The sequence below is a fragment of the Stutzerimonas stutzeri RCH2 genome (genome assembly GCF_000327065.1).
In the GTDB taxonomy this organism is placed as follows: Bacteria; Pseudomonadota; Gammaproteobacteria; order Pseudomonadales; family Pseudomonadaceae; genus Stutzerimonas; species Stutzerimonas stutzeri_AE.
Genome location: NC_019936.1, coordinates 43,445 through 66,989 on the forward strand (window position 1 = coordinate 43,445; position 23,545 = coordinate 66,989).

Annotated in this window: 26 protein-coding genes; 14 read left to right on the plus strand and 12 right to left on the minus strand. The window is 64.1% G+C overall.

Annotation, left to right across the window (positions count from 1 at the left end; translation table 11 throughout):
- Positions 1-59: 59 nt before the first annotated feature.
- Both PSEST_RS00205 and PSEST_RS00210 read left to right on the plus strand, forming a co-directional pair.
- Entirely contained in the window at positions 60-257 is a 198-nt protein-coding gene (locus PSEST_RS00205) for a DUF2934 domain-containing protein (RefSeq protein WP_015275067.1), read from the plus strand.
- A 184-nt stretch (positions 258-441) separates the two neighbouring features.
- A complete protein-coding gene (locus tag PSEST_RS00210; protein ID WP_015275068.1) occupies positions 442-1,923 on the plus strand; it encodes a YdgA family protein in 1,482 nt (493 codons plus the stop codon).
- 118 nt (positions 1,924-2,041) lie between these two features.
- Here the strand turns inward: PSEST_RS00210 and PSEST_RS00215 are convergent, their stop codons facing one another.
- Both PSEST_RS00215 and PSEST_RS00220 read right to left on the minus strand, forming a co-directional pair.
- Entirely contained in the window at positions 2,042-2,944 is a 903-nt protein-coding gene (locus tag PSEST_RS00215; protein WP_015275069.1) for a LysR substrate-binding domain-containing protein, read from the minus strand.
- A 143-nt stretch (positions 2,945-3,087) separates the two neighbouring features.
- On the minus strand, positions 3,088-3,627 hold the full coding sequence (locus PSEST_RS00220) for a DUF421 domain-containing protein (RefSeq protein WP_041756848.1): 540 nt from the start codon (positions 3,625-3,627) through the stop codon (positions 3,088-3,090).
- 236 nt (positions 3,628-3,863) lie between these two features.
- Here PSEST_RS00220 and PSEST_RS00225 point away from each other — a divergent pair, with 236 nt between their 5' ends.
- From PSEST_RS00225 to PSEST_RS00230, 3 genes are all read left to right on the plus strand, one after another.
- The gene (locus tag PSEST_RS00225) at positions 3,864-4,139 is read left to right on the plus strand and encodes an NERD domain-containing protein (protein ID WP_015275071.1); all 276 of its coding nucleotides are present in this window, start codon (positions 3,864-3,866) and stop codon (positions 4,137-4,139) included.
- 414 nt (positions 4,140-4,553) lie between these two features.
- Positions 4,554-4,931, plus strand: a complete 378-nt coding sequence (locus PSEST_RS21995) for a hypothetical protein (RefSeq protein WP_015275072.1) — start codon at positions 4,554-4,556, stop codon at positions 4,929-4,931.
- A 134-nt stretch (positions 4,932-5,065) separates the two neighbouring features.
- Complete coding sequence (locus tag PSEST_RS00230) at positions 5,066-5,569, plus strand: DUF1993 family protein (RefSeq protein WP_080602161.1); 504 nt, start codon at positions 5,066-5,068, stop codon at positions 5,567-5,569.
- A 284-nt stretch (positions 5,570-5,853) separates the two neighbouring features.
- On the opposite strand, the gene PSEST_RS00235 is transcribed toward PSEST_RS00230, so the two are convergent.
- Positions 5,854-7,077, minus strand: coding sequence for a patatin-like phospholipase family protein (locus PSEST_RS00235; protein WP_015275074.1), 1,224 nt, complete (start codon positions 7,075-7,077; stop codon positions 5,854-5,856).
- 407 nt (positions 7,078-7,484) lie between these two features.
- Between PSEST_RS00235 and PSEST_RS00240 the strand changes: the two genes are divergently transcribed.
- The 4 genes from PSEST_RS00240 to PSEST_RS00255 all read left to right on the plus strand — a co-directional run bounded on the left by PSEST_RS00240 (position 7,485) and on the right by PSEST_RS00255 (position 11,072).
- Positions 7,485-9,320 carry an ABC transporter ATP-binding protein gene (locus tag PSEST_RS00240; RefSeq protein WP_015275075.1) on the plus strand — a complete coding sequence of 612 codons (1,836 nt, stop codon included), beginning with the start codon at positions 7,485-7,487 and terminating at the stop codon, positions 9,318-9,320.
- Positions 9,321-9,644: 324 nt separating this feature from the next.
- Positions 9,645-10,112 carry an SRPBCC domain-containing protein gene (locus PSEST_RS00245; RefSeq protein ID WP_041756382.1) on the plus strand — a complete coding sequence of 156 codons (468 nt, stop codon included), beginning with the start codon at positions 9,645-9,647 and terminating at the stop codon, positions 10,110-10,112.
- 155 nt (positions 10,113-10,267) lie between these two features.
- Entirely contained in the window at positions 10,268-10,549 is a 282-nt protein-coding gene (locus PSEST_RS00250; protein ID WP_015275077.1) for a GNAT family N-acetyltransferase, read from the plus strand.
- Positions 10,550-10,742: 193 nt separating this feature from the next.
- The gene (locus tag PSEST_RS00255; RefSeq protein ID WP_015275078.1) at positions 10,743-11,072 is read left to right on the plus strand and encodes a hypothetical protein; all 330 of its coding nucleotides are present in this window, start codon (positions 10,743-10,745) and stop codon (positions 11,070-11,072) included.
- A gap of 10 nt (positions 11,073-11,082) precedes the next feature.
- On the opposite strand, the gene PSEST_RS00260 is transcribed toward PSEST_RS00255, so the two are convergent.
- Positions 11,083-11,835: a hypothetical protein gene (locus PSEST_RS00260; protein ID WP_015275079.1), complete on the minus strand. Its 753-nt coding sequence runs from the start codon at positions 11,833-11,835 to the stop codon at positions 11,083-11,085.
- A 167-nt stretch (positions 11,836-12,002) separates the two neighbouring features.
- Here PSEST_RS00260 and PSEST_RS00265 point away from each other — a divergent pair, with 167 nt between their 5' ends.
- On the plus strand, positions 12,003-12,506 hold the full coding sequence (locus PSEST_RS00265; protein ID WP_015275080.1) for a DUF4126 family protein: 504 nt from the start codon (positions 12,003-12,005) through the stop codon (positions 12,504-12,506).
- 86 nt (positions 12,507-12,592) lie between these two features.
- On the opposite strand, the gene PSEST_RS00270 is transcribed toward PSEST_RS00265, so the two are convergent.
- The 5 genes from PSEST_RS00270 to PSEST_RS00290 all read right to left on the minus strand — a co-directional run bounded on the left by PSEST_RS00270 (position 12,593) and on the right by PSEST_RS00290 (position 16,948).
- Positions 12,593-12,985, minus strand: a complete 393-nt coding sequence (locus PSEST_RS00270) for a hypothetical protein (RefSeq protein ID WP_015275081.1) — start codon at positions 12,983-12,985, stop codon at positions 12,593-12,595.
- A gap of 211 nt (positions 12,986-13,196) precedes the next feature.
- Positions 13,197-14,018, minus strand: coding sequence for a hypothetical protein (locus PSEST_RS00275; RefSeq protein ID WP_015275082.1), 822 nt, complete (start codon positions 14,016-14,018; stop codon positions 13,197-13,199).
- 328 nt (positions 14,019-14,346) lie between these two features.
- Positions 14,347-15,189, minus strand: coding sequence for a glutathione-dependent disulfide-bond oxidoreductase (gene yghU, locus PSEST_RS00280; RefSeq protein ID WP_015275083.1), 843 nt, complete (start codon positions 15,187-15,189; stop codon positions 14,347-14,349).
- 140 nt (positions 15,190-15,329) lie between these two features.
- Positions 15,330-15,623 carry a helix-turn-helix transcriptional regulator gene (locus tag PSEST_RS00285; RefSeq protein ID WP_015275084.1) on the minus strand — a complete coding sequence of 98 codons (294 nt, stop codon included), beginning with the start codon at positions 15,621-15,623 and terminating at the stop codon, positions 15,330-15,332.
- A gap of 5 nt (positions 15,624-15,628) precedes the next feature.
- Positions 15,629-16,948, minus strand: coding sequence for a type II toxin-antitoxin system HipA family toxin (locus PSEST_RS00290; protein WP_015275085.1), 1,320 nt, complete (start codon positions 16,946-16,948; stop codon positions 15,629-15,631).
- A 389-nt stretch (positions 16,949-17,337) separates the two neighbouring features.
- On the opposite strand from PSEST_RS00290, the gene PSEST_RS00295 reads away from it, so the two are divergent.
- Positions 17,338-17,709, plus strand: a complete 372-nt coding sequence (locus tag PSEST_RS00295) for a hypothetical protein (RefSeq protein ID WP_015275086.1) — start codon at positions 17,338-17,340, stop codon at positions 17,707-17,709.
- 2 nt (positions 17,710-17,711) lie between these two features.
- On the plus strand, positions 17,712-17,894 hold the full coding sequence (locus tag PSEST_RS00300; RefSeq protein WP_015275087.1) for a DUF1289 domain-containing protein: 183 nt from the start codon (positions 17,712-17,714) through the stop codon (positions 17,892-17,894).
- A 118-nt stretch (positions 17,895-18,012) separates the two neighbouring features.
- Here the strand turns inward: PSEST_RS00300 and PSEST_RS00305 are convergent, their stop codons facing one another.
- The 3 genes from PSEST_RS00305 to trpB form a co-directional block, all read right to left on the minus strand.
- Positions 18,013-18,342 carry a DHCW motif cupin fold protein gene (locus tag PSEST_RS00305; RefSeq protein ID WP_015275088.1) on the minus strand — a complete coding sequence of 110 codons (330 nt, stop codon included), beginning with the start codon at positions 18,340-18,342 and terminating at the stop codon, positions 18,013-18,015.
- Between the two features lie 175 nt (positions 18,343-18,517).
- Complete coding sequence (trpA, locus tag PSEST_RS00310; protein WP_015275089.1) at positions 18,518-19,327, minus strand: tryptophan synthase subunit alpha; 810 nt, start codon at positions 19,325-19,327, stop codon at positions 18,518-18,520.
- Positions 19,324-20,535 (minus strand): tryptophan synthase subunit beta, encoded by a 1,212-nt coding sequence (gene trpB / locus PSEST_RS00315; RefSeq protein ID WP_015275090.1) that lies wholly within the window; start codon positions 20,533-20,535, stop codon positions 19,324-19,326. The genes trpA and trpB overlap by 4 nt, the downstream gene beginning before the upstream one ends.
- 171 nt (positions 20,536-20,706) lie before the next feature.
- Here trpB and PSEST_RS00320 point away from each other — a divergent pair, with 171 nt between their 5' ends.
- Together PSEST_RS00320 and PSEST_RS00325 are read left to right on the plus strand one after the other, a co-directional pair.
- Positions 20,707-21,609: a LysR family transcriptional regulator gene (locus PSEST_RS00320; RefSeq protein WP_015275091.1), complete on the plus strand. Its 903-nt coding sequence runs from the start codon at positions 20,707-20,709 to the stop codon at positions 21,607-21,609.
- Positions 21,610-21,880: 271 nt separating this feature from the next.
- Positions 21,881-23,272 carry a S8 family peptidase gene (locus PSEST_RS00325; protein WP_015275092.1) on the plus strand — a complete coding sequence of 464 codons (1,392 nt, stop codon included), beginning with the start codon at positions 21,881-21,883 and terminating at the stop codon, positions 23,270-23,272.
- Positions 23,273-23,545: the final 273 nt, after the last annotated feature.

The following is a 23,545-nucleotide window of genomic DNA, read 5'->3' on the forward strand; positions in this document are numbered from 1 at the left end:
CCACCCTTTCCACTGCTTAGCGGCTCGCGTTCGCGAGCCCGTCCCCAGGAGGTTGTCACATGAACGTCGACGAACGCATCCGCCAGCGCGCCTATGAGATCTGGCAAGCCGAAGGCCAGCCGGACGGCAAGGAAAGCGAGCATTGGCAACAGGCTCGCGAGGAAATGGAGCCCTTCTACAAGGAAGGCAACGCCGAGGCCGGCAGTGTGGAAAGCAGCGTGGCGATACCCATGCCGAAATCGGACAACATGCATTAACCACGCAGGCAGGGCGGCGAAGGCGCAGCAGGCGCCGTCCCGCCCGAATCTGTTGTCACGTTCTCACCCTTCCCATCCTGCGCCCCGGCGCGCTGGAGCCTGTCGTTACGCGCTGCTAGAGTGCCGCCGCTTGCCAACTACCGGCTGACAGGACGTCTGCCCAGCCGCCGCACAGGATGCTCACATGAAAAAGCTCGCACTCGCCGTTGCCGTACCTCTGGCCCTTTTCGGGGCCGCCACCGTCTACACCAGCACCCAGGTCGAATCGACCGCCCGTGATGCCGTCGACCAGGCCAACACCAAGTTGCGCGAAATGAGCGCCGGCCCCGGAGCCGATGTCAGCATCGCCCTGCTCAGCTTCGAGCGCGGCCTGCTCTCCAGCGCCGCGCGCTACCAGATCGACTTCAACATTCCGGATGACGAAGGCAACGACCGTCAGTACAGCCTGCTGCTGAACGATCGCCTCGAACACGGCCCCTTCCCCGTCTCGCGCCTGGCCCGCGGCCAGCTGATGCCGGTCGCCGCGCAGAGCCACTTCGAACTCGAACGCACCCCGCTGACGCAGAACCTGTTCGATGCCGCCGCCGGCGCAGTCCCGCTGGTGGGTGATGTCACCATCGGCTACGACGGTCGCCAGTACGGCGACCTGCGCTCGGCCGCCTTCGATCTCAAGAGCGAAGACGGCAGCGTTCGCGTTGCGCCCGGCACCATCAGCTTCGAGGCGAGCGAAGACGGCAGCGACGTGCGCATGGATGGTCAGCTGGCTGAGGTCGATCTCGACCTGCAACGCAGCGACAGTGGCCAGCCGGTGCGCATCAGCCTGCGCGGCATCGACCTGACTGCCGACAAGCAGGACTATGCCAATGGCATCGGCTTTGGCCCTTCGGCCTTCAATCTCGCACGCATGGAAATCCAGCTGGGCGACGAACCCGCCGTGGTTCTGCAGAACGCCTCGGTCGACGAAAAGCTGAGCCGTGGCAGCCGCGGCCTCGACCAGAGCATCGCCTACCGGGTGGGTGAAGTGACCGCCAAAGGCCAGAGTTTGCGCAACCTCGCCCTGGCCTTCAGCCTGCGCAACCTCGAGGAAAACAGCCTCAAGGCACTGGTCACCAGCTACCGGGAAATCCTCGACAGCGGAGCCACCCCGCAGGAATCCCTGGCCGGTATCACCCGCGCCCAGCAGCAGGAACTGCAGACCCGCGCCCTGCAGCTGCTCGAACACAAACCCACCCTGGCCCTCGACGAGTTCGGCTTCGAAACCGCCCACGGCGCCGCCCGCCTGTCCATCGTGCTCGATCTGCAATCGCCGAGCGCAGAAGCCTTCACCCCGGACGCGATGATCACCAGCATGCTCGCCTCGCTCAAGGCCGACGCCGGCATCGACAAGAACCTGGTGCGCGACATTGCCGGGCTGGTCGCGCAGAACAACGCGCGTGACGGTCAGCTCGATCCGGTGGCGCTGCAGCAGGAAACCGACGCCGCCACCGAGCTCTTCAGCGGCATCGCGCTGGACACCGGCTGGTCGCGTCTGGAAGGCGAACGCCTGGTCAGTTCGCTGCACTACGCCAACGACAAGGTGACCTTCAACGGCCGCGAAATGAGCGTGCCGGAGTTCATGGGCTTCGCCTTCGGCTCGGCGCAAAACGCAGGTCTGCTGGGGCAGTAAACGACGCTCCTCAAGAAACAGCAGCGTGCGGCCCTGCTCATCGGAGAACCGATGGGCAGGGCCGTTTTGCTTCCAGCCGGCAGCACAGCAGTGGTTGCCCAGGCATCAATCGCCGTACTCAGTCGTGCGAGGCGCCAGCCCCAAGGCGCTCACTCAGATAATCCAGAAAGCAGGTGATGCGCGAGGCCAGCGCGCTGTTGCGGTAGTACACGGCGTTGATCGGCTGGCGCACGTCGACCCGCTGCGCCGCCAGCACCTCGACCAGCTCGCCGCGCTGGCGATCCCGGCCGGTCATGAAATCGGACAGGCACGCCAGCCCCTCGCCGGCCAGCGCCAGCTCGCGCACCGTATCGCCGCTGGAAGCACGCAGCGCCGGGTTGATTCGCCAGCTCTCGCCCAGCGCATGGCGCAGCGGCCAGTCGTTGAGGCGATCCGGCTCGGTAAAGCCGATCAGGCTGTGCTCCGCCAGCTCCTCGACCTGCTGCGGCGTGCCATGCCGCGCCAGATAGGCCGGGCTCGCCAGCACCCGGCGCATGGTGTGACACAGCGGCCGTGCATGCAGGCTGGAATCCGGCAGCGGGCCGATGCGGATGGCCAGATCGATGCGCCGCTCCAGCAAATCGACGATGCGGTCATCGCTGTGCAGCTCCAGCTCGATCAGCGGGTAGCGTGCACGGAAATCGCCGATCAGCGGCACGATCACATGCAGCATGAACGGCGACGCGGTATTGACCCGCAAGCGCCCCGCCGGCGCCTGCCGCCGCAGCGCCATCTGCTCCTCGGCTTCCTCGACGCTGGCCAGAATGCGCCGCGCCTGGACGAGAAATGCCGCGCCCTCCTCGGTCAGCTCGAGGCGGCGCGTGGTACGCCGCAACAGCGTCACCGCCAGCTTGTCTTCCAGCCGACTCAACGCCCGGCTGACGCCCGAGGCGGTCTGTTCCAGCTGCGCGGCCGCGGCGCTGATCGAGCCACTGTCGACCACGCTGACAAAGGCGAGCATTTCGTCGAGGTTGGTTTTCATCGGTGGAAATCGCATCGAAGGCTTGGCGGGGGAAAACGAGTCTGGCGGCACGGCCGCGTGGCAGCAACCGGATCGGGGTTGTTCAGGTGAGGACGCCCGGCGGCTGGCCTGTCGATCAGTCGCCGCCGAATCCTGCCACGACCTCAAACGCCCTTTTCATTCGGCCCCGGCACATTCACCCCGTCCAGCGTGGAACGGCTGTCGCCGGCACCATCGGCGATCACGCTGAAACTGCCATCGGTCTCCAGCACCACCGCTTCGATGCCATCCAGCGCGGCCAGCCCCTGACTGCGCGCGGCGGCCCGCACCTCATCCTCGGTCACCCGCGCCACGCGCATGGCATCGTCGAGAAAACGCCCGCGAAAGAACAGCAGCGCCGGCTCGCCCGTCACCGTCCGCCGCACCCACGCCACCCGCACGCTGGACCAGGTGACCACATACTGCAGTCCGATCAACAGCGCCAAGGCCAGCACCCCCTCGGCCAGCGACACATCGCGATTGAGCAGAATCGTCGCGAACGTCGAACCCAGCGCCACCGTCACCACCAGATCGAACGCATTCATCTTCGACAACGTCAGCCGCCCGGACAGGCGCAACAACAATACCAGGCTGATATAGGCCAGCACGCCCACCACCAGAGTGCGTATCAATGTCGTTCCGTTGCTGAAAAACATGCCTTCCACGAGCACCTCCATAACTGACCTATGCAGGGGTGGACAGGGTAGGTGGGCGGAAAGTGCATACGGCGCGAGTGACCGCGCGTCAGGCGACAGTGTGAAAACTGAGGGATTAATCCATCGTCTGCTTTACCCATACGGAAGCAGTGGCTAATGTGCCAGCACGCGCAGCAACTGCGCACTCGATCACGGTTCCGCTGCGACGCACCATCTGCACCGGCCCGCTACCAAGGAAGGTACAGATGGCGCGCTTTTTCCCTGTCCGCTCGCAATGCCTGTTCGACACACCCGGCGAGCGGCGCCTTGCCGAGCGGCTGGAAAAGCTGCTGGAAGATGATTACTTCTGCTGGAGCAACGTCCCGGTCGGCCCCAAGGCGCGCTATCCCGACTTTGCGGTGCTGCATCCGCCGCGCGGCATCCTCGTTCTGAAGGTCAAGGAGCTCGCCAGCCTTCAGAGTATGGGTATCTATGGCTCTAAAGCACCGAAAATAAATCTGTCTCCTTTTCCCCAGGATTGAACAATGGAATCGATATCTTCAGATCAAAAAACAAAGCAGAAAGGAACCTGCCCGTTTTGCACAAAAAACGTGGCAGCAGTTTTAGTCGAAGACAACAAAGTTCGGCGGGACAAATGCCAATGTCCTGAGTGCAATGAGTTCATATTTCTGTGTCGTTCCCCGGGCTGCCATGACTATGCAAAAGGAACGCAGGTCTACGATCACGAGCTATGCCCATCATGCACGGAAACAGTTTCAGACGGACTTAAAGTAATTGGTAAATCAGCACTAACTCTTGCCACCACTGTAATTGGCGGACTCATACTCGCAGCAGCCAAAAAAAAGTAACGACCTAACAATGCGTTCAAATCGCTCGCTCCGCTCGCTGGGACGTCCGCAATTGGCCGCCCCTTAACCAAACGGTAGGAAAAAATGATGGATGAACTGAAAACCATCGAACAAGAGCTAAATAGTTGGAGTGATATTTTAAACATAGCCGTTGGGGCACCATCTTTAGCTTTTGCACTAGCTTGCGCCTCGCTACCCGAATATATAAATCTTATTGGCTGCGCAATATCAATCGCCATGTGGATTTCCCTAATGGCTTACGCCAGACCATCGTTTTCTAGAAAACTGCAAGAGCTAAGGCTGAGGCAAGATAAAGACGAAAGAGCAAGAGAAATAATAAAATTCTCTGAAGAAAACTTTCTGAGCAACTACAAATTCAGTCCGTACCTTCTAGGTAGCCTCAGTTTGGTTCTGGTCGCTGGCTACAGTTATTTGTCTGTATTACTCAAGTTGCTTTTCCCCTAACTAGCGGTCCAAGCCACTCGCTTCGCTGTCTGGGACAGGCTAAACCCGTCCCGTTATCCAAACGCGAGAAACAGTATGGCCACCAGTGAGCACGCATACGCAGATAACTGGCTAGAACTAACACTACTGATTGAATAAAGAAGGCGCAGGCCCAGCTACCGGAAGCTGAGGCGCAGGCGTTGTTATCCGCGCGGCTGGCGCCGGATATGTTTCCGCTGTCGACTCAGGTGCGCTTTGCCTGCGTGCACGCGCGGGAGGCCGTTTGCCGGCTGAGAGGCGAGGCATTCCCGGCTGCGATCAACGAGCTGCTGGACGAGGGGCGGCATGCGGGTGAGCGGCCGGGCACGCTGGCTGATGCCTATGCCCCGATCGATGAGACGGTGGCGTTGCTCGACGGCCTCGCCGCCGATGCGCTGGATATGGACGCGGACAAGCCAATCGCCCATGAGCTGGCAAACGGGATGATTTTCGACCTGACCGCGGAGCAGTACGCCCGTGACTGGACACTGGCGCAGTTCTATTTCCATGTGATGACCGCGTATTCGATCCTGCGTAGCGAAGGGATCAATCTCGGCAAGGCGGATTACGTGGCGCATATGCTGCCGTATCTGCGGCGGGAATCGATTCCGAAGGGGTAGCGGCCGCGCTTTCGTCGGTTACCGAAGGGATGTTTCGGTAGCCGCGCAGCCCGCCAAAATTCGGATTACGCCTTCGGCCAGTCCAGGCTTGGGGCACGCCGGGCCCTTCGAGCAGCGAGGTAGCCTGGACCTGACGCGTGGAAAAGGCTTCGCCGTTTTCCACCCTACCCATACCCATGCCCATGCCCATGCCCGTGCCCGGGCCTTGGCGGAGTAGGCGGGGTTGGTGGCGTAGGGTGGACAACGCTTCGCTTGTCCACGCGAAATCCGGTACTTGCTTACTGCTAACCGCTGAAGACGCTCTGTGCGTTTGGCGAGAGCTGCTGGCTCCGCTGCTCTGGCTTTTCGAGCCTGAGAAAGGCCCTGAGCTCGGCTTGCTTGGCCATGGCATCCTGATAACCCAGTTCGATCAGTTCACTGCAGTAGCCGGGTTCGAACAACAGGTAACTCAACAGCCCGCCGCCGCCTTCGCGCGTGCCGCCAGGGCCGCGCAGGAACAGGCGCATGGCGGCGGGCAGCTCTCGCCGATGGCGGGCGGCGATCCTGTCCAGCGGCTGGCTGGGGGAAATCACCAGCACCTCGACGGGCGTCAGGCCGTAGGCGCGCTTGCGTTGTTCGGCAGGCACCAGTCGCCCCAGCTGGTTGAGGCGTTCCAGCAGCTCGATGTCAGTCTCGACGTTGTCGATGAAGGTGCTGTTGAGCATGTGCCCGGAGATTTGCGCCAGGCTGGGGCTGGCGCCGGTCGGCCTCGGTGTTGGAGCGATCTCGCTCTGGTCATCCACCGGGTTGCCACTGACCCCGACCACCAGCACACGTGTGGCGCCCAGGTGCAGGGCAGGGCTGATCGGTGCGGTCTGGCGTACCGCGCCATCGCCGAAATACTCGCGGTTGATCTTTACCGGCTCGAAGAGCAGCGGGATGGCAGTGCTGGCCAGCAAATGGGGTATTCCCAGGCGGGTCGGCACACCCACCCGACGATGGCGCAACCATGGGTCGATGGCCGCATGCCCCTGATAGAACGTCACCGCTTCGGCCGACTCGTAGCCGAATGCCGTCACCGCTATCGCACGCAGTTGCTGTTGGCGCAGTGCTGCGGCGATGCCGGAAAAATCCAGTTCACGCTCGAGCAGCCTGGCCAGTGGCGAACTGTCGAGCAGCGCAACGGGCACCTGCTTGCCGATACCGAACATGCTGTGACCGAGGAAACGGCTGGCCTGGCGCAACACGCCCGGCCAGTCACTGCGGTACACCTGATCGGTATGGAAACTGCGCCAAACGCTGCTCAAGCGCCGCACCGCCTCGCGAAAATGCAGGGCGCCACAGGCAAGGCTGACGGCATTGATCGCGCCCGCCGAGGTGCCGACGATCACCGGAAACGGATTGCCCGCCGGGTCAGGCAACAGATCGGCAATGGCCGACAGCACACCAACCTGATAGGCCCCACGCGCGCCGCCGCCCGAGAGGATCAGCCCTGTGGTACCTGGATTTTTTACAGCGTCCTCGGTCATCGTCGATTCCAGTTCGAGGTATTCGGTAGTGCCTGGGCTCGCCGCAAGACCAACAGGGTCGGTCGCCTCGCTGGCGAAGGCGACAGAGATTATCAACAGGGCAATACGCCACCAATCTAAACATGCCGCGGTGTCTCGCCGCTGGGTTTCATGGGTGCGCTGTGTTGCGAGCTTTCAACCAAGGCATCGAAGACGGCAGCCCTTGCAGTTAGAGCTTTCGGCGAGGTTGTTAAGCACGCCATGCGCCTCCCATCTTGCTAACCTCGTTCTGTAACCCGCGTGCCAGAGCATGTGGGTTCGCCTTCGCACACAGCACCTGCCCCTCAGGGCGCTATTCCATCGGCCGGCTACGCCTGTCGACCGCTACACGCCAAACGCCCGCCCACTCGCCAGAGCAGACCGTTGCCATGTTGTTCCGCCGTTTCGAAAACCTCATCGATGTCTTCAAGCCCAGCCCGGACGTCGCGCCGCCGGCCGGGATGCTGCGCTTCTATGCGCATTATCTGAAGCAGGTCTGGCCATTGATGACCGCCGTGCTGGTGGTCGGCTTCTTCGCGGCGCTGATCGAGGTGGCGCTGTTCAGCTTTCTCGGCCAGTTGATCGATATGGCCCAGGCGACCGATGACGCGCGGACCTTCTTCGCCGAGCACCGCAACGAACTGCTGTGGATGGCGGCGGTGGCGCTGATCATCCGGCCGCTGGTGTTCGGTCTGCACAACCTGCTGACGCATCAGGCGATCAACCCGGGGCTGACCAATCTGATTCGCTGGCAGAACCACCGCTACGTGCTCAAGCAGAGCCTGAACTTCTTCCAGAACGACTTCGCCGGGCGCATCGCCCAGCGCGTCATGCAGACCGGGCCATCGCTGCGCGATTCGGCCATGCAGGTGATCGATGCGCTGTGGCATGTGGTGGTCTATGCCGGCAGCGCGCTGTATCTGTTCGCCGCCGCCGACCTGCGCCTGATCGTGCCCTTGCTGCTGTGGATCGTCGGCTACAGCGCCGCGCTCTGGTACTTCGTGCCGCGTATCCGCGCGCGTTCGGCGGCGGCGTCCGCGGCGCGTTCGAAGGTGATGGGGCGGGTGGTGGACGGCTACAGCAACGTCGCCACGCTCAAGCTGTTCGCCCATTCGCGGGAGGAGGAGAGCTACGCCCGCGAGGCGATGCAGGAGCTGCTCGGCAAGTTCCGCCTGCAGTCGCGGGTGATCACCAGCCTGGATTTCCTCATCACCTGCATGAACGGCCTGTTGATCGTCGGCACCGGCGCGCTGGCGCTGTGGCTGTGGAGCGAGGCGCTGATCACCACAGGCGCCATCGCCCTGGCGCTGGGCCTGGTGATCCGTATCAACAACATGGCCGAGTGGATCATGTGGGTGGTCAACGGCATCTTCGAGAACGTCGGCACCGTGCAGGACGGCATGAAGAGCATCGTCCGGCCGCGGGATGTGCTCGACCCCGAGGACGCCGAGCCGCTGCAGGTGGAGCAGGGCGGCGTGCGCTTCGAGGATGTGCATTTCCACTATGGCAAGCAGGGCGGGGTGATCAGCGGGCTGAGCATCGACATTCGCCCGGGCGAGAAGATCGGCCTGGTCGGGCCATCGGGTGCGGGCAAGTCGACGCTGGTCAACCTGCTGCTGCGCCTCTATGACCTGGAAAGCGGGCGCATCCTCATCGACGGGCAGAACGTCGCCGAGGTCAGCCAGGAAAGCCTGCGCGCCAATGTCGGCGTGGTCACCCAGGACACCTCGCTGCTGCACCGCTCGATCCGCGACAACCTGCGCTACGGCAAGCCCGACGCCACAGAGGAAGAACTCTGGGCCGCGGCGCGTAAAGCCCGCGCCGACGAATTCATCAAGGCCCTGGACGACAGCCAGGGCGGCCTGGGCTTCGAGGCGATGGTCGGCGAGCGCGGCGTGAAACTCTCCGGCGGGCAACGGCAGCGCATCGCCATCGCCCGGGTGCTGCTCAAGGACGCGCCGATCCTGGTGCTCGACGAAGCCACCTCGGCGCTGGATTCGGAGGTCGAGGCGGCGATTCAGGAGAGCCTGGATACCCTGATGGAAGGCAAGACGGTGATCGCCATCGCCCACCGGCTGTCGACCATCGCCCGTATGGATCGGCTGGTGGTGATCGATGGCGGCCAGGTGATCGAGACCGGCACCCATGCCGAGCTGATCGCCCGCGGCGGCCTCTATGCGCGGCTGTGGCAGCACCAGACGGGTGGGTTTGTCGGGGTGGATTGAGGGCGGTGGCGAGGCGCTGCAACTTGTCCGCCAAGGGAGGGTGCGAGGTAGCTTGGAGGTGACGCGTGGAAAAGGCTTCGCCGTTTTCCACCCTACGCAAATATTGAGCGTCGGCGGCGCGGGCTGGGGTTTGCGTAGGGTGGACAACGCTCTGCTTGTCCACCGGTGCGGGCAACGGGGAGGGGCATGCTGTTAGCGAAACGCCGCCGGGATTTATGGCGCCCAACGAGGCCAAACCGGAAGACCGCCTATTCGCGAAAACGAACTACGCTGCTTGCTTTGATCGTTGTACTGCACAAATCAGCGTCCAGCGGGAGTCAGCGCATGAGTGAAAACAGAACGTTAACTACGGCAAGAACTCTGCCGTACACGCCAGCCGAGATATATGGCGCTTTTGCCTCAGCCGATCTGCTCGCTGCATGGTGGGGGCCCGAAGGTTTCAGCAATACATTCGAGATCTTCGAGTTTGCACCGGGCGGTCGCTGGAAGTTTGTGATGCATGGGCCTGATGGGAAGAGCTATAGCAATGAGAGCAGGTTCGAAGAACTCGTTCCCGATTCAATGCTGGTCATCAGGCATGATTGCCCACCGCACTTTACGCTGACCATCGAGCTCATCCCTGCCGAGGATGGCACGTGCATGACCTGGAGCCAGGTTTTTGAGGATGCGGAAACCGCGCAAGCGGTCAAGGCAAGAGCGGGTTCCGCGAACGAGCAAAACATTGATCGGCTTACGCGCGTGCTCGCTGAGTCGACGGGTGGCGCATCACAGTTCCGGCAGCATTCAGGATGAGCGAGGCGCTCCATCTCGCAGTTCTCACTGCATGCGTTTAATGTCAGTGGACCGCGCCCGTGATGCACGCCGCTACGACTCGTCGACTCAGCTGAACCCTCATACGGCGTGCTCACTCGTACCTCTAGCCGCCATTAATCGAGAGGGAGTCCGCCATGAGCGATAGACAAGCCAGCGTTCGTCACGCCGCCGCGCAGCAGCGCTATGAGTTGCTGGTCGACGGCCAGCCACTCGGCTTTGCCGAGTACAGCGAGCAGGGCGAGCGGATGGTTTTCACCCATACCGAGGTCGACCCCAGCCTGTCCGGGCAGGGGCTGGGCAAGGCCGCGCTCGAAGATGCGCGTCGCTGCGGCAAGCGGGTGGTGCCGCAATGCGAGTTCCTCGCCAAGTACATCGAGCGCCACGCGGAATGGCAGGATCTGGTCGATCCGGCCTGAGCGGTACGTCTTGTTCAGCGGGACTTATTGCCGGGGCTGACGCTCTTATCTGAGTGATCGCTGTCGCCGCGCCGGCACGGCATCGCACCCGCAGCAGGTTTCGTCAGAGGGCAATCGCGTGGATGGTCGAGAGTTTGTCTAGGCGCATTTCAAGCTCAATGCCGAGCAGCGCCTGCGTGGCTTCAACTTCTTCGTGGTGCTGGCGATCTTTGCCGATGGCGGTGTACTGGCGGCGCTGCAGCGCGGCTTCTCGCCGGGGCTGCTGATTCTGCTGGGCGCTTTTACCATGCTGCTCGCGCAGGTCTTCTGGCTGGTGGACGCGCGCAGCCGGCAGCTGCTGGAGCTGACCATCGTCGCACTCAAGGAGATGGAAGCCGAGTATCCCGAGAGTTACCGGCTGTTCGCCGCCGATGCGCTGGGGCAGAGCCGGGTGATCAGCTACACCTTCGCCATCCGTGCGCTGCTGCTGGCGCAGATGGGCTTCGGTCTGGGTGTATGCGGCTACGGGCTCTACCAGTGGTGAGGCGCAGTGTTCAGTGCGGCAAGGCCAGGCGACGTACGGCGATCGCCGCTTCCCCTTCCGGCTGAGAGACAGGGGCCAGGTCTTCGCCGGTTTCCCAGGAAAAATCGCGCTTTTTCACGGCCTGGATGAACAGCCGGTCACCAGCCTCGCATTCGGTGCCGATGGCCAGGTCATAGGCGGCGATGCGGATCGGGCCGGGGCGATGGGTGAGAAACAGGTAGGTGTGCTTGTTGACCCGCCCAACCGTGCGGCCATCCACGCGGTAATCCACGGCACCGGTATTCAGTAGCGCTGGCAGCGCCTGCAGGTACAGATAGACCGCGCATTCGTCGTTGCCAGGCCGGTAATTGCGGGCTCTAACCGTTTCGTCGCTGGAAGACGACCCATCGAAGCACTGGCCGTTGCTGAGGCATTCGTCGAGCTTGGCGGCTTCAGCGAAGTCGACGCGGCCACGCTCGTCGAAATGGACGAGCAGCCAGAAGTATTGTTCGAACGCTGTACCGGTTGTGCCTCCGATTACACCGGCGAGCGTGCGGGAGTCGCTGAAGTACCAGTAGCGGTTGGACGCCCGCGTCAGCAACGGCTCGCCCAGCAGGCGGCGGACCTGGCTCCGATCGGCCTGGTGCAGCTTCTGCAGCAGCTCCGGCCCATATGGCTGCTCGTTGAACAGCCCGACCGGAACTACCAGACACGCGCTGCAGAGCGCCGCCAGCAGCGTCAGTACGGCCCATCTTGTCGCCCTCAGGTAGCTCGCTGCCAGCATGACCGAATCCTCCTTGCAGGCCGTTTTATCAGTATGGCCCGGATTAAGCCCCGTGATGGCCGGGAGGCTCCTCAACGAGCGAGTGGGGCGGGCCGCCGTTAACGCGTTGCGCGGAACGCTTGCGGCGGGCTTCCGGTCGGTATTAGCAACCGACGGGAGAACTGACGATGACGACTTCGAGCAATCTGGTATGGGCTGCCCTGGCGATCGGGGCCGTGACGGGCATGCGCAGCATGCTGGCGCCGACGCTGGTCAGCCGGGCACTGAGCGAGCGCGATGATCTCGCCGGGGCAGGGGAGGCCGCGCACCTGCTGACGTCGGATACGGCGCAGACCTTCCTGCCCACGCTCGCGGCCAGCGAGATGATCGGCGACAAGCTGCCCTTTGCGCCGGATCGCACCATCGTGCCGTCGATGATGTTCCGTGCGCTGTCCGGCGGTTTGAGTGCAGCGGCGCTGGCCGGTGTGCGCCGCGAGCCGATGCTGTTGCCGGCATTGCTCGGCGCGACGGCGGCGCTGGTCGCAGCCAAGATCGGGCTGAGCCTGCGCAAGCCCTATCAGCCCAGGCCGCTGGTCAACGCGGCGCTGGGTGCGGTTGAGGAATGTCTGGCGTTGACGGTCGGCAAGGCTGGGTTGCGGCGGGCGCTGGGCGAAGGCGGGCGTAGGCGGTAACACGCCACTCGCGCTTCGCGCTGCGGTGATGTGGACGCGTGGCAAAGTTGCCGTTTTCCGCCGTACGGCCGGTGCTGCCGGGGCCGTCACTCAGGCGTGAGCTCGGCCTTGTGCGGATTGCGCTGGAGCAGACGTGCGTGGGCTTCGGGGTAGCGATAGGCGAAGGTGGCGTGTTGCGCGGCGAGTTCGGCCTGCATGGCCTCGCGTTCATGGGCGGGCAGCTTGGCCAGGTATTTCCGGGTGATCGCGTACTTGGCCGCCATCAGCTCGTCCTCGGCTTCCCGTAACTCCGCTTCGTAGGCTCTGGCGCGCCGTTCACGCAGCGCCGCCTGGTCGGTGTGCATGTTGCCGCCTTCATGCAGGACGAAGGCGCTCTTCGACGCGCCTTCGGTCTGCTCCATGGCGGGCTGCGCGGCCCAGGCGCTCGAAGCGAGAAGACAGAGCATCAGGCAGGACGAGACGGTTCTCAGCGTAAGCATGGCGTGGCCCTCTGCATGCTTGGCAGCGCTCAGGCTGCCTGAAGCGCCAGCATACGCCAGGTGCATCCAGCACTCAGCGGTCCGGCCTTGCGCCAATCGTCGCAGCAGCGGGAGCCTATGGCCTTGATGAATCGCAAGTCGTCACGGGGGTGAAAGCCCGGCCGGGGCCTGACAGAAAACGGGCCGCATGATGCGGCCCGTGGGACTGCGGTCAGCTCGGTCGCTGGATCACGCAGATACGGTCGCGGCTGAGCCCTGCATCTCGGGTGCCGACGCCCGCTGCGACTTCCGGCATTTCGCTGCTGCTGCCATGGCCGGTCGTGCCTGCGCCAGTCGGAGCAGTGGTGGCGGTGGTGTCCGGGTAGTCGGTCCCGGCCCGCTTGGCCGCGCTGCCGATGTCATAGCGGCCTGTGTCGGCCGAGCTGCGGTCGTTGTAGTCGGTCGGGTCGGTAGTGTGGCCTACGCCGGCGGCGGTGTTGACTCCGGTGCCTTCGCCGACACGCTCGCTTGCCGATCGTATCCCGGTAGCCGTCGCAGCGGTGCCCGTTGCGGGGGTGGTGAAATGCTTGTCCAGATGGCTGTCGCCGCCGGTCGCGCCAGCATAGGGGCTGCTCGGGCCTGGGTAGCCTTCGACTGTGCCAGTGCCGCCGCGCTCGTTTATGTCGATGGCGCCGTTGTATTCCAGGGCATCGCGCGCCTTGGCCAGCTGGTCTTCATCGTCGACATCCACGGCGATAACCAGGGCGCCGCGGCGCACGGCATCCGGATAGGCGGTGGCGTAGTGACGGTGCGTTTCGTGCGGCTCATGGCCGAACAGCGATTTGAAGAAATGCGTGACCTTGGATTCGTGATGCGTACGATCCACCGGGACGTCGGGAGTGGTGGTGTAGGGCGCGTCGTAGGCATGGATATCGGCGCTTTCGGCGCCAATGGCGTGAATCTGTTCGCGCGCTATGCCCCGCGACATCAGGTCGCCGCGAGTGCGGTTGGCGTCGGTCAGCGTGGCGAACGCTGCTACCAGTGTGTGTCTCATGATCCACCTCACGTTGTGTTGAACAACCGGGTTGTGAGCGCTCTGCACCTGTCGCGATGGCAGCGGCCGTGTGCTGATGGCCGCGTCTGTCGCGGATTAACGGCGCTCATGAACATTGGGTCGGAGCGCACCGGCATAGTTCAGCGTGGAGGATCAGCGGTCGGAGGAGGGCAGCGCGGCCGCTGCGCGAAGGACGTGCGCGTGACGAGGAAGCTCTGAGGCAGAACGCCTCGCCGGCTACCCGGCGGAAGGGCCGGGTAACCAGCGCGGGCAGGCAGCGGGCGATGGCAGGGGCTTTGCGCTTTCTACCGCCCGCTCGGGTTGCGCTTCAGTCGAGGTCGGCGGCGCTGTGGCGCTCGGGCGCCTGCTCGGATTCGTCGCCCCAGGTGCGATTGACCTTGCGTCCGCGGATCACGGCCGGGCGCTCGGCGACTTCCGCGGCCCAGCGCTGCACATGTATGTAGTCCTGCACGGAGAGAAATTCGCCGGCGTCGTACAGCTCGCCCTTGGCCAGCACGCCGTACCAGGGCCAGATAGCCATGTCAGCGACCGTATATTCGTCACCGGCGACGTAGCGATTCTCGGCCAGCTGGCGGTCGAGCACGTCGAGCTGGCGCTTGACCTCCATCGCGTAGCGGTTGATCGGGTACTCGTACTTCTCCGGCGCGTAGGCGTAGAAGTGCCCGAAGCCGCCACCGAGGAAGGGCGCCGAACCCATCTGCCAGAACAGCCAGTTCAGCGTTTCGGTGCGCGCGCGGATTTCCGTGGGCAGGAAGGCGCCGAACTTCTCCGCCAGGTAGACGAGGATCGAGCCGGACTCGAACACGCGCAGTGGTTCGCCGTCGACGCTGTGATCGGCCAGCGCGGGAATCTTCGAGTTCGGATTGATCTCGACGAAGCCGCTGCCGAACTGGTCGCCGTCACCGATGTTGATCAGCCAGGCGTCGTACTCGGCGCCCGTGTGGCCGGCGGCGAGCAGCTCTTCGAGCATGATCGAGACCTTCACGCCATTGGGCGTCGCCAGTGAATAGAGCTGTAACGGATGCTTGCCCACCGGCAGCACCTTCTCCTCCCGCGCGCCGGCGGTGGGGGCGTTGATGCTGGCGAACTTGCCGCCCGAGGGCGCGTCGTGGGTCCAGACCTTCGGCGGGACGTAAGGGGTATCAGGCATGAACAACCTCCTCGGTGGCTCTGGGGATGTGCAGGGCATGCTACGCCCTCGGCCGGCGCTGTCGAAATCAAGCGGGTCGATATTGGTCATCGATGGGCGATGGTTTGTTCGGGAGTCTCGTTCCTGGCTGCGAAGTGGAGCTACGGAGTCATAGGCGGCGGTGTATCGACCGGCCCGCTCACCATCGCCAGCGATATCCGTATGCCAAATACCTTGAACACCGATTCCAGCGTCTTGAGCGTGGGGTTGCCGTCGCCGTATTCCAGGTGGTTGAGGGCGCGCATGGAGATCTTGCACATCTTGGCGAAGCGGGCCTGGTTCAACCCGGTGACCTCGACGCGCAGTCGCCTGATCGCGTCCGGCATGCCCAGCGTGCCGTCGGCGACCTGCTGGCAGATAGAGCGAATCAGCTGATCGCGCTCTTCGATGCTCATGGTCTTCACAGCAGCCCCCAGCGTTTCAGGTTGAGCTCCAGCTGGAGCACTGGCAAGCGTCCGGTGGCCTGCTTGATGCCGTCTGGAATATCGCTCAGCAGGTCGGGCAAGGCGAGAAAATCCCTGGCGGCTTGCCGCAGCCGTTCGTAGGTCGTCTCGGGGTCGGTGAAGGCCTTGAGCTGGTCACAGACGTCTCGCCACTGCGGTTCACCCATCCGCTCCTCGCGCCATTTGGTGACGCGGCTGATGCCTTCCGGGTCGAGCACCATGGGCGCCAGATCGTAGATGGGCGCGAGCGTCAGACGGCCACCGCTGCGGGTGATCGAAGTGTTTCTGCCGTGATTGTCGGAGTTGCCGAGGATGCGATTGAGCAGGTCACGCCGAACATACTCGAATACCAGTTCTGGAAGCTCTGCCTGCTGGCCGGCCTCCGTCCACAGCTGCGCGAGCCTGGCGATAACATCTTCATGCTGCATGTGCGAGCCGGGGCGCGTGTTGTTGCACAGCGAATAGACGGACTCCAGCGCGACGCGCTCGACCTTGCCACCGCTGACCCGCCGATCGAAGCGCGGCATCCACAGGCTTGGCTTATCGGCCTCTTCCAGCACCAGCCCGTCCGCCGGAATGGTATCGAGGCCCAGCTGGCGGATGGCCTGGTAGTAGTGATACTCGGTGCGCAGGATGTCGCGGTCCCGCTCGCCGGCCTGGTTGCGCGCAAACTTCACCAGCCAATGACGATGGGCCTGCTCATCAGGCAGGGTGGCATCGGCATGCAGGTCGCCGCGGGCGTCTTCGGTCATCAGCAGCTTGGGTGCCTCACCCCCGGCGCCGGTTGCGCCACCAATGGCCGCACCCTGTTCATAGGCATATTCGAGAAAGGCGCTGGTGCGCTCCACCACGTCAGTGCGGCTGAAGGCGACGCGGCTGTTCGCATCGATATGGCTGGCCGCTTCCTTCACCCGCAGATGACCTATAGGTGCGGGCGCGCAGCGTTCGAGCAGGAACAGGTTGAGGTCCATGCCGGCGGGTCGCTCATGGCCGAAGCGGCGTTCCAGTGACTTTCGCGCTGCACCAGAGGGAATGATGTCGTAGACGAAGGCAGGGAAACCGCTCGTGTACTGGCTATGCCAGCCGAGGCGGTTGCAGACGCTGACCGACTCGGCGAATGGCGTATCGATCAGATCAAGGTGATCGAGAAGGTAACTCTGCACGTAGCCGCTGGCGCAGCGATGGCCGTCGACCTGCTCGGGGTTCGCGAACTGCATGATCAGTGCATCGCGCCATTGCTGGTCGATGAAGGCCTGAATGGTCAAGGAATAAGGCATGTCGGTAGGATTTGCAGGAAAGTGCAAATAATCTAGGGCGGAAGTAGAATTATTGCAATACAAAGCAAATTTACCAGAAGGCACCTTTCTTGATTTGCACTTTAGTGCAATTTGTCGCGGGGTGCAGTGCTCGATGCAATGTCGCTGATAGGTAAGCGGCAGGGCTGTGCCACTGCCTAGGACTATCAAGCGCTTATCGCCGGGTCGCCGCGCCGGCGGGATATTGCTGAAGTGAGATTTTGCGAAAGTGGGGCCAACCCATTGTCCGAGATGTATCGATCAGCGGTATTGCCAACAAGCGGTGCTGACGGTCCGGCATGCAGGGGTCGCGTTAGACTCCTTCTTTCTGCCCCCTTCGACGCGGGGCCAAACCGTAACAGGACGGCACGATGCTTCTCAGCAAACGCGATCAGACCCGTATGGAACGGCAACTCTCCAGCTGCCTGAGCCAGGCCTGCGAAGCGGGCAAGGCGGAGATCGTCGGATTCAGCTGGCTCACCCATGAGGTCGATTACGCGCGCTTTCCCGAGAGCCTGCAGGTCACCTGGGTATTCGTCACGGAGGCACAGAGGGCGCTGGCGATAGGCCAAGGACAGGGCGCCCGCATGCAGGCGCTCACCCAAGCGGCGCTGGCTGAGGCGGGTATCGACATGAGTGCGCTTATCGCCCCGGTGCGCTCTGACAGCGAGGAAGCCTGCAAGCGCAACGATGGCGGTGACTGGCAACGGCGCCTGGCCCGCCACGCCACGACACGGCACTGACAGTGGCCAAGGACGTCGAGAATCCGTGCATTTCCGCCTGCAAGCTCAGTGACGAGCTGTGTACCAGCTGCGGCCGCACCAAGGATGAGATCCGCAAATGGAAGCGCATGAAGCGCCCGGACAAGAAGGCCACGGTAGAGCGCGCGGCGCAGCGGTTGAAGGGACTGAAGAAGAAAAAGAAGTGATGGCCGGGCGATGGGGCGCCTTCGCTGCCGATGACGGTGTGGTCACCAGCCGTGTGCCTGCCTCGCAGGCGCTGATTTAGTGCGAAGCGCCTCAGGTTGCAGCGGCTGTCGATTGCAATCAATCCACCACGAACAGCTTCGCCCCCACTTCGGTGGATGAACGATGCGGCTCGGCGCCGTCGGCGACCTGGTAGCTCATGCCCGGCGTGAGGACGAAGTGGCGACCATCGGGGAGTTCGGTGTGCAGCTCGCCTTCCAGGCACAGCAGGATATGGCCCTTGCTGCACCAATGGTCCGCCAGATAACCCGCGGTGTACTCGACCATGCGCACGCGGATGCCGCCGAACTGGCGGGTGCGCCAGCAAGCGCTGCCGGTTTCGCCTGGATGCAGGGTGGGTTCAATGGTCGCCCAGTCGGTAGTGCCGAAGGGGAGGTCGTTGATGTCCATGTCTGACGCCTCTTGGTGGTCTTGCAGAAAGCAGTGGTGATTGCTGCGGTCCAGTGGCGGACTGAAGCCCACCGGAGTCGCCATGGTCCGATGCAATCGGGACACCCGGTACATAAACGAAAAAGCCGCTGACCTCTCACGGGGCAGCGGCTTTTTCGGTTGCGGCAACCAGGCCTCAGCCGCGGGCGCCACGTACTCCGGCGCTGATCTCGCGGCACAGGCCGAGCACGCCTTCCACCGCGTCTTGCGGGCTCTTGGCGCTGGCGATCTGGTCGATCAGCGCCGAGCCCACCACCACGCCGTCGGTCAGGCGGGCAATGGCGGCGGCCTGTTCCGGCGTGCGGATGCCGAAGCCGACGCACACCGGGATATCGGTGTGGCGCTTCAGGCGCGCGACCGCCTCTTCGACGTGTTCCATGGTGGCGGAACCTGCACCGGTCACGCCGGCGACCGAAACGTAGTAGACGAAGCCCGAGCTGCCGTTGAGCACGGTGGGCAGGCGTTTGTCGTCGGTGGTCGGGGTGGTCAGGCGGATGAAGTCGATACCCACCGCCTGCGCCGGGTCGCAGAGTTCGTCGTTATGCTCCGGCGGCAGGTCGACGACGATCAGGCCATCGACGCCAGCCTCTTTCGCATCGGCCACGAAGCGTTCGACGCCATAGGCAAAGATCGGGTTGTAGTAGCCCATCAGCACCAGCGGGGTGCTGGCGTTGCTTTCGCGGAATTCGCGGACCATCTGCAGCGTCTTCGGCAGGTTCTGCTTGGCCGCCAGGGCGCGGATGTTGGCCAGCTGGATCGCCGGGCCATCGGCCATCGGATCGGTGAACGGCATGCCCAGTTCGATGACATCGGCGCCGGCATCCGGCAGGCCCTTGAGGATGGCCAGCGAAGTGGCGTAGTCCGGGTCGCCGGCGGTGACGAAGGTCACCAGCGCCGCGCGGTTCTGTTCTTTCAGCTCGGCAAAACGGCTCTGCAGGCGGCTCATGCGTGCGTCTCCTGTTCGCTCATGTGGTGCATCACGGTCTGCATGTCCTTGTCGCCGCGGCCGGAGAGGTTGACCACCATCAGGTGATCCTTGGGCAGTTTGGCCGCGCGCTTGAAGGCCTCGGCCAGGGCGTGGGCGGATTCCAGCGCGGGGATGATGCCTTCCAGGCGGCAGCACTGGTGGAAGGCCTCAAGGGCTTCGTCATCGGTGCAGGGCACGTATTCGACGCGCTTGATCTCGTGCAGCCAGGCGTGCTCGGGGCCGACACCGGGGTAGTCGAGGCCGGCGGAAATCGAATGCGCGTCGGTGATCTGGCCGTCGGCGTCCTGCAACAGGAAGGTGCGGTTGCCGTGCAGCACGCCCGGCGCTCCGCCGGCCATGCTCGCGGCGTGCTTGCCGGTGTCGATGCCGTGACCGGCCGCTTCGACGCCGACGATCTGCACGGATTCGTCATCGAGGAATGGGTGGAACAGGCCGATGGCGTTTGAGCCGCCACCGATGCAGGCGACCAGCGAGTCGGGCAGGCGGCCTTCCTTCTGCATGATCTGCTCGCGGACCTCGTTACCGATCACCGACTGGAAATCGCGCACCATGGCCGGGTAGGGGTGCGGGCCGGCGGCGGTGCCGATCAGGTAGAAGGTGTTGTGGACGTTGGTCACCCAGTCGCGCAGGGCTTCGTTCATCGCGTCCTTCAGCGTGCCGGTGCCGGCGGTGACCGGGATCACTTCGGCGCCCAAGAGCTTCATGCGGAAGACGTTGGCCTGCTGGCGGTCGATGTCGGTGGTGCCCATGTAGACCACGCACTGCATGCCGAAACGCGCGGCCACGGTGGCGGTGGCCACGCCGTGCATGCCGGCGCCGGTCTCGGCGATGATGCGCTGCTTGCCCATGCGTTTGGCCAGCAGGATCTGGCCGATGCAGTTGTTGATCTTGTGCGCGCCGGTGTGGTTCAGGTCTTCGCGCTTCAAGTAGATCTTCGCGCCGCCGAACTGCTCGGTCAGGCGCTCGGCGAAGTACAGCGGGCTGGCGCGGCCGATGTAGTCGCGCTGGAAGTAGGCCAGCTCCTCGAGGAAGGCCGGATCGCTCTTGGCCTTCTCGTATTCGGCGGCCAACTCGTTGATCAGCGGCATCAGGGTTTCGGCGACGAACTGACCGCCGAAGCGGCCGAACAGGCCACGATTGTCGGGACCGGTGCGGTATGAGGTCATGTGAGGCTCCTTTCTGGGCTGGCTGCCAAATCCGGCTGGCGTCTGCGGTCAGGTTTGCGTATCCCGAGCGCTGTCACGAGGGACGGCAGGTGCGATGGCGTCAGAGTACGGCTATGGGCATCCGGTTAAAAGCGATAAGATCGCCGCAACCTGTCAGGAAAACTCACACATATGCCGCACGAACTTCCACCACTCAACGCCCTTCGTGCGTTCGAGTCGGCCGCCCGTCTAGGTAGCGTAAGCGAAGCGGCCCGTGAGCTGCACGTCACCCATGGTGCCGTCAGTCGGCAGGTCAGGCAGCTCGAGGAGCAGCTGGGCATCACGCTGTTCGTCAAGGATGGCCGCGGCGTAAAACTCACCGATGCCGGCGGGCGTCTGCGCGAGGCGGCCAGCGAGGCCTTCGAGCGTCTGCGCAGCACCTGCGCCGAGCTGCAGCGACAGACTGCCGAGGCGCCGTTCGTCCTCGGTTGCCCCGGCAGCCTGCTGGCGCGCTGGTTCATTCCGCGGCTGGATCGGCTCAATCGCGACCTGCCGGAGCTGCGCCTGCAGCTGTCAGCCAGTGAGGGCGAGCTGGACCCGCGCAAGCCGGGCCTGGATGCCACGCTGTGGTACGCCGAGCCACCGTGGCCGGCGGACATGCAGGTGTTCGAGCTGGCCGCCGAGCGTATCGGCCCGGTGCTCAGCCCCTACCACCCGCGTTGTGCCGAACTGCGCAGCGCGCCGCCCAAGGCATTGCTCGAAGAGGCGCTGCTGCACACCGCCTCGCGGCCACAGGCCTGGCCGACCTGGGCCAGCCAGCAGCAGCTGGACCCGACACGGCTGCGCCTCGGGCAGAGCTTCGAACACCTGTATTTCCTTCTGGAAGCGGCGCTGGCCGGGCTGGGCGTGGCCATCGCGCCGCAGCAGCTGGTCGCCGATGACCTGAAATCGGGGCGGCTGCTGGCGCCCTGGGGTTTCGTCGAAACCAGCGCCCGGCTGGCGCTCTGGGTGCCGGCACGGCGGCTGGATCGGCGGGCGGAGCGGCTGGCCGACTGGCTACGGGCAGAGCTGCGGAGCGTGGAAAAGCCAAGCTGACACGCCAGGCCAGGCGGGCCGCCACGCGACCGGCAGTGCCTCTCATAAAACGGGCTGGCGTGTGCTGTTGGCCGTGAACACCGCACGCAATGGCGAAGCCGAACCGGTGCCAGCCCGGCCGCATTTAACGGCATGGCGACGAACGGTGTCGCCGTTTGTCTGGCGCCACTAAAGCGGCGCTGGCTGCGTCGATACAGTCGCATGATCCCCAGAGTTAGCATCCGGTGGCACTGATGCCGGAGCTGTCTGCAGTCGTTCGAGGAGAACAGTGATGGTGATGGCACGGCGTGTCGGTTTGTTGATGTTCGTGGTGCTGGCGGTCGCGGCCGAGCAGGTGGCCGCCAAGGCGGACCCGGCGGTGGAAGCTTCGCTGAAGGCGGGTCGGCCATTTGTCGAAGGTGAATTGCTGGTGCAGTTCAAGCCTGGCGCCTCGGAGGCGGCGAAGAGCGCGGCCTTGAGCAAACAGGGCGCCAAGGCCGCGCAGAAGCTGCTAGACAAGGCTGCACGCAAAGACGCCAAGGGCGATCTGGTGCAGGCGCAGCTGGGCAAGGGCAAAAAAATCGATGCCGCGTTGCTGGCCCGGCTGGCTGCCGACCCGGCGGTAGAGTTCGTCGAGCCGAACTGGATCTACCGCACCCAGCTGGCCAACCCCAACGATCCGGGGCTCGCTAGCCTCTGGGGCATGCAGGGCGCGACCACCTCGCCGGCAGCACCCTACGGCAGTGGCGCGCTGGCCGCCTGGAACGCTGGCGCAGCCTGTTCGAGCCAGATCCACGTGGGCATCATCGACGAAGGCGTGATGACCACCCATGGCGATCTGCGCGCCAATATCTGGATCAACCCGGGCGAGGGCAGCCGCGCCGACCGCAAGGACAACGACCGCAACGGCTTCATCGATGACATCCACGGTTGGGATTTCAGCGCCAACGACGCCAGCGTCTACGACGGCCCGGCCGACGACCACGGCTCGCATGTGGCCGGCACCGTTGCCGCCGTGGCCAACAATGGCGCCGGGGTGTTCGGCGTCTGCCCGAGCGCCAGGCTCATCACGGCTAAATTTCTCGGCGCCAATGGCGGCACCACCGCCGGTGCGGTGAAAGCGGTCAACTACCTGACCCAGCTGAAGCTGGCGAAGAAGATCAATCTGGTTGCGACCAACAATTCCTGGGGTGGCGGTGGCTATTCCCAGGCGCTGTACGACGCCATTCGTGCCGCTGGCAATGCCAACATCCTGTTCGTCGCTGCGGCGGGCAACAGCGGCCTCGACATCGACGCGACGCCAAGCTACCCGGCGAGCTATCAGCTGCCGAACGTGATCGCCGTCGCCGCGATCGGTCAGAACGGGCAACGCGCAGGCTTCTCCAACTACGGGGCGAAGAGCGTGCACATCGCCGCGCCGGGCGTCGACATCGTTTCCACGGTGCCGACTGCCAAGGGCGCGGCCGGTTACGCCTACATGAGCGGCACTTCCATGGCTGCTCCGCACGTCACCGGTGCGGCCGCGCTGTACGCGTCGCTAAACCCCTGCGCCACGGCCGCGCAGACCCGCGAAGCGCTGCTGCGCCTGGCCGTGCAGGACCCGCAGCTGACCGGCGTGGTACAACTCAATCGCCGCCTGGATGCGTCGAAGATCGGTCGTGAACTGGCCTGCGGCACGCCTTGAGATAGCTACGCTGCCAATGTCCAACCAGGCCGGGCGCTGAACGCAGCGGGTAAAAGCGTAAGCGCAACGAGCGCCGGCGCCCGCTCGTTGCGTTCCTGCAAGGCACGGCCGTGTGCATCGTTTGCCGCCGGGCGGGATGTAGAGCCGTTCGCAGGCGCCCCATGCCGGCCTGAACTCGGTCGCTGCCGTCGAGTCCTACGCGGCACGGCAGCGGAGCGATCGCGTGATCGCAGCGGCTTTTCCGATGCCTTCTTCCGCCTCGAAAGGACTTTG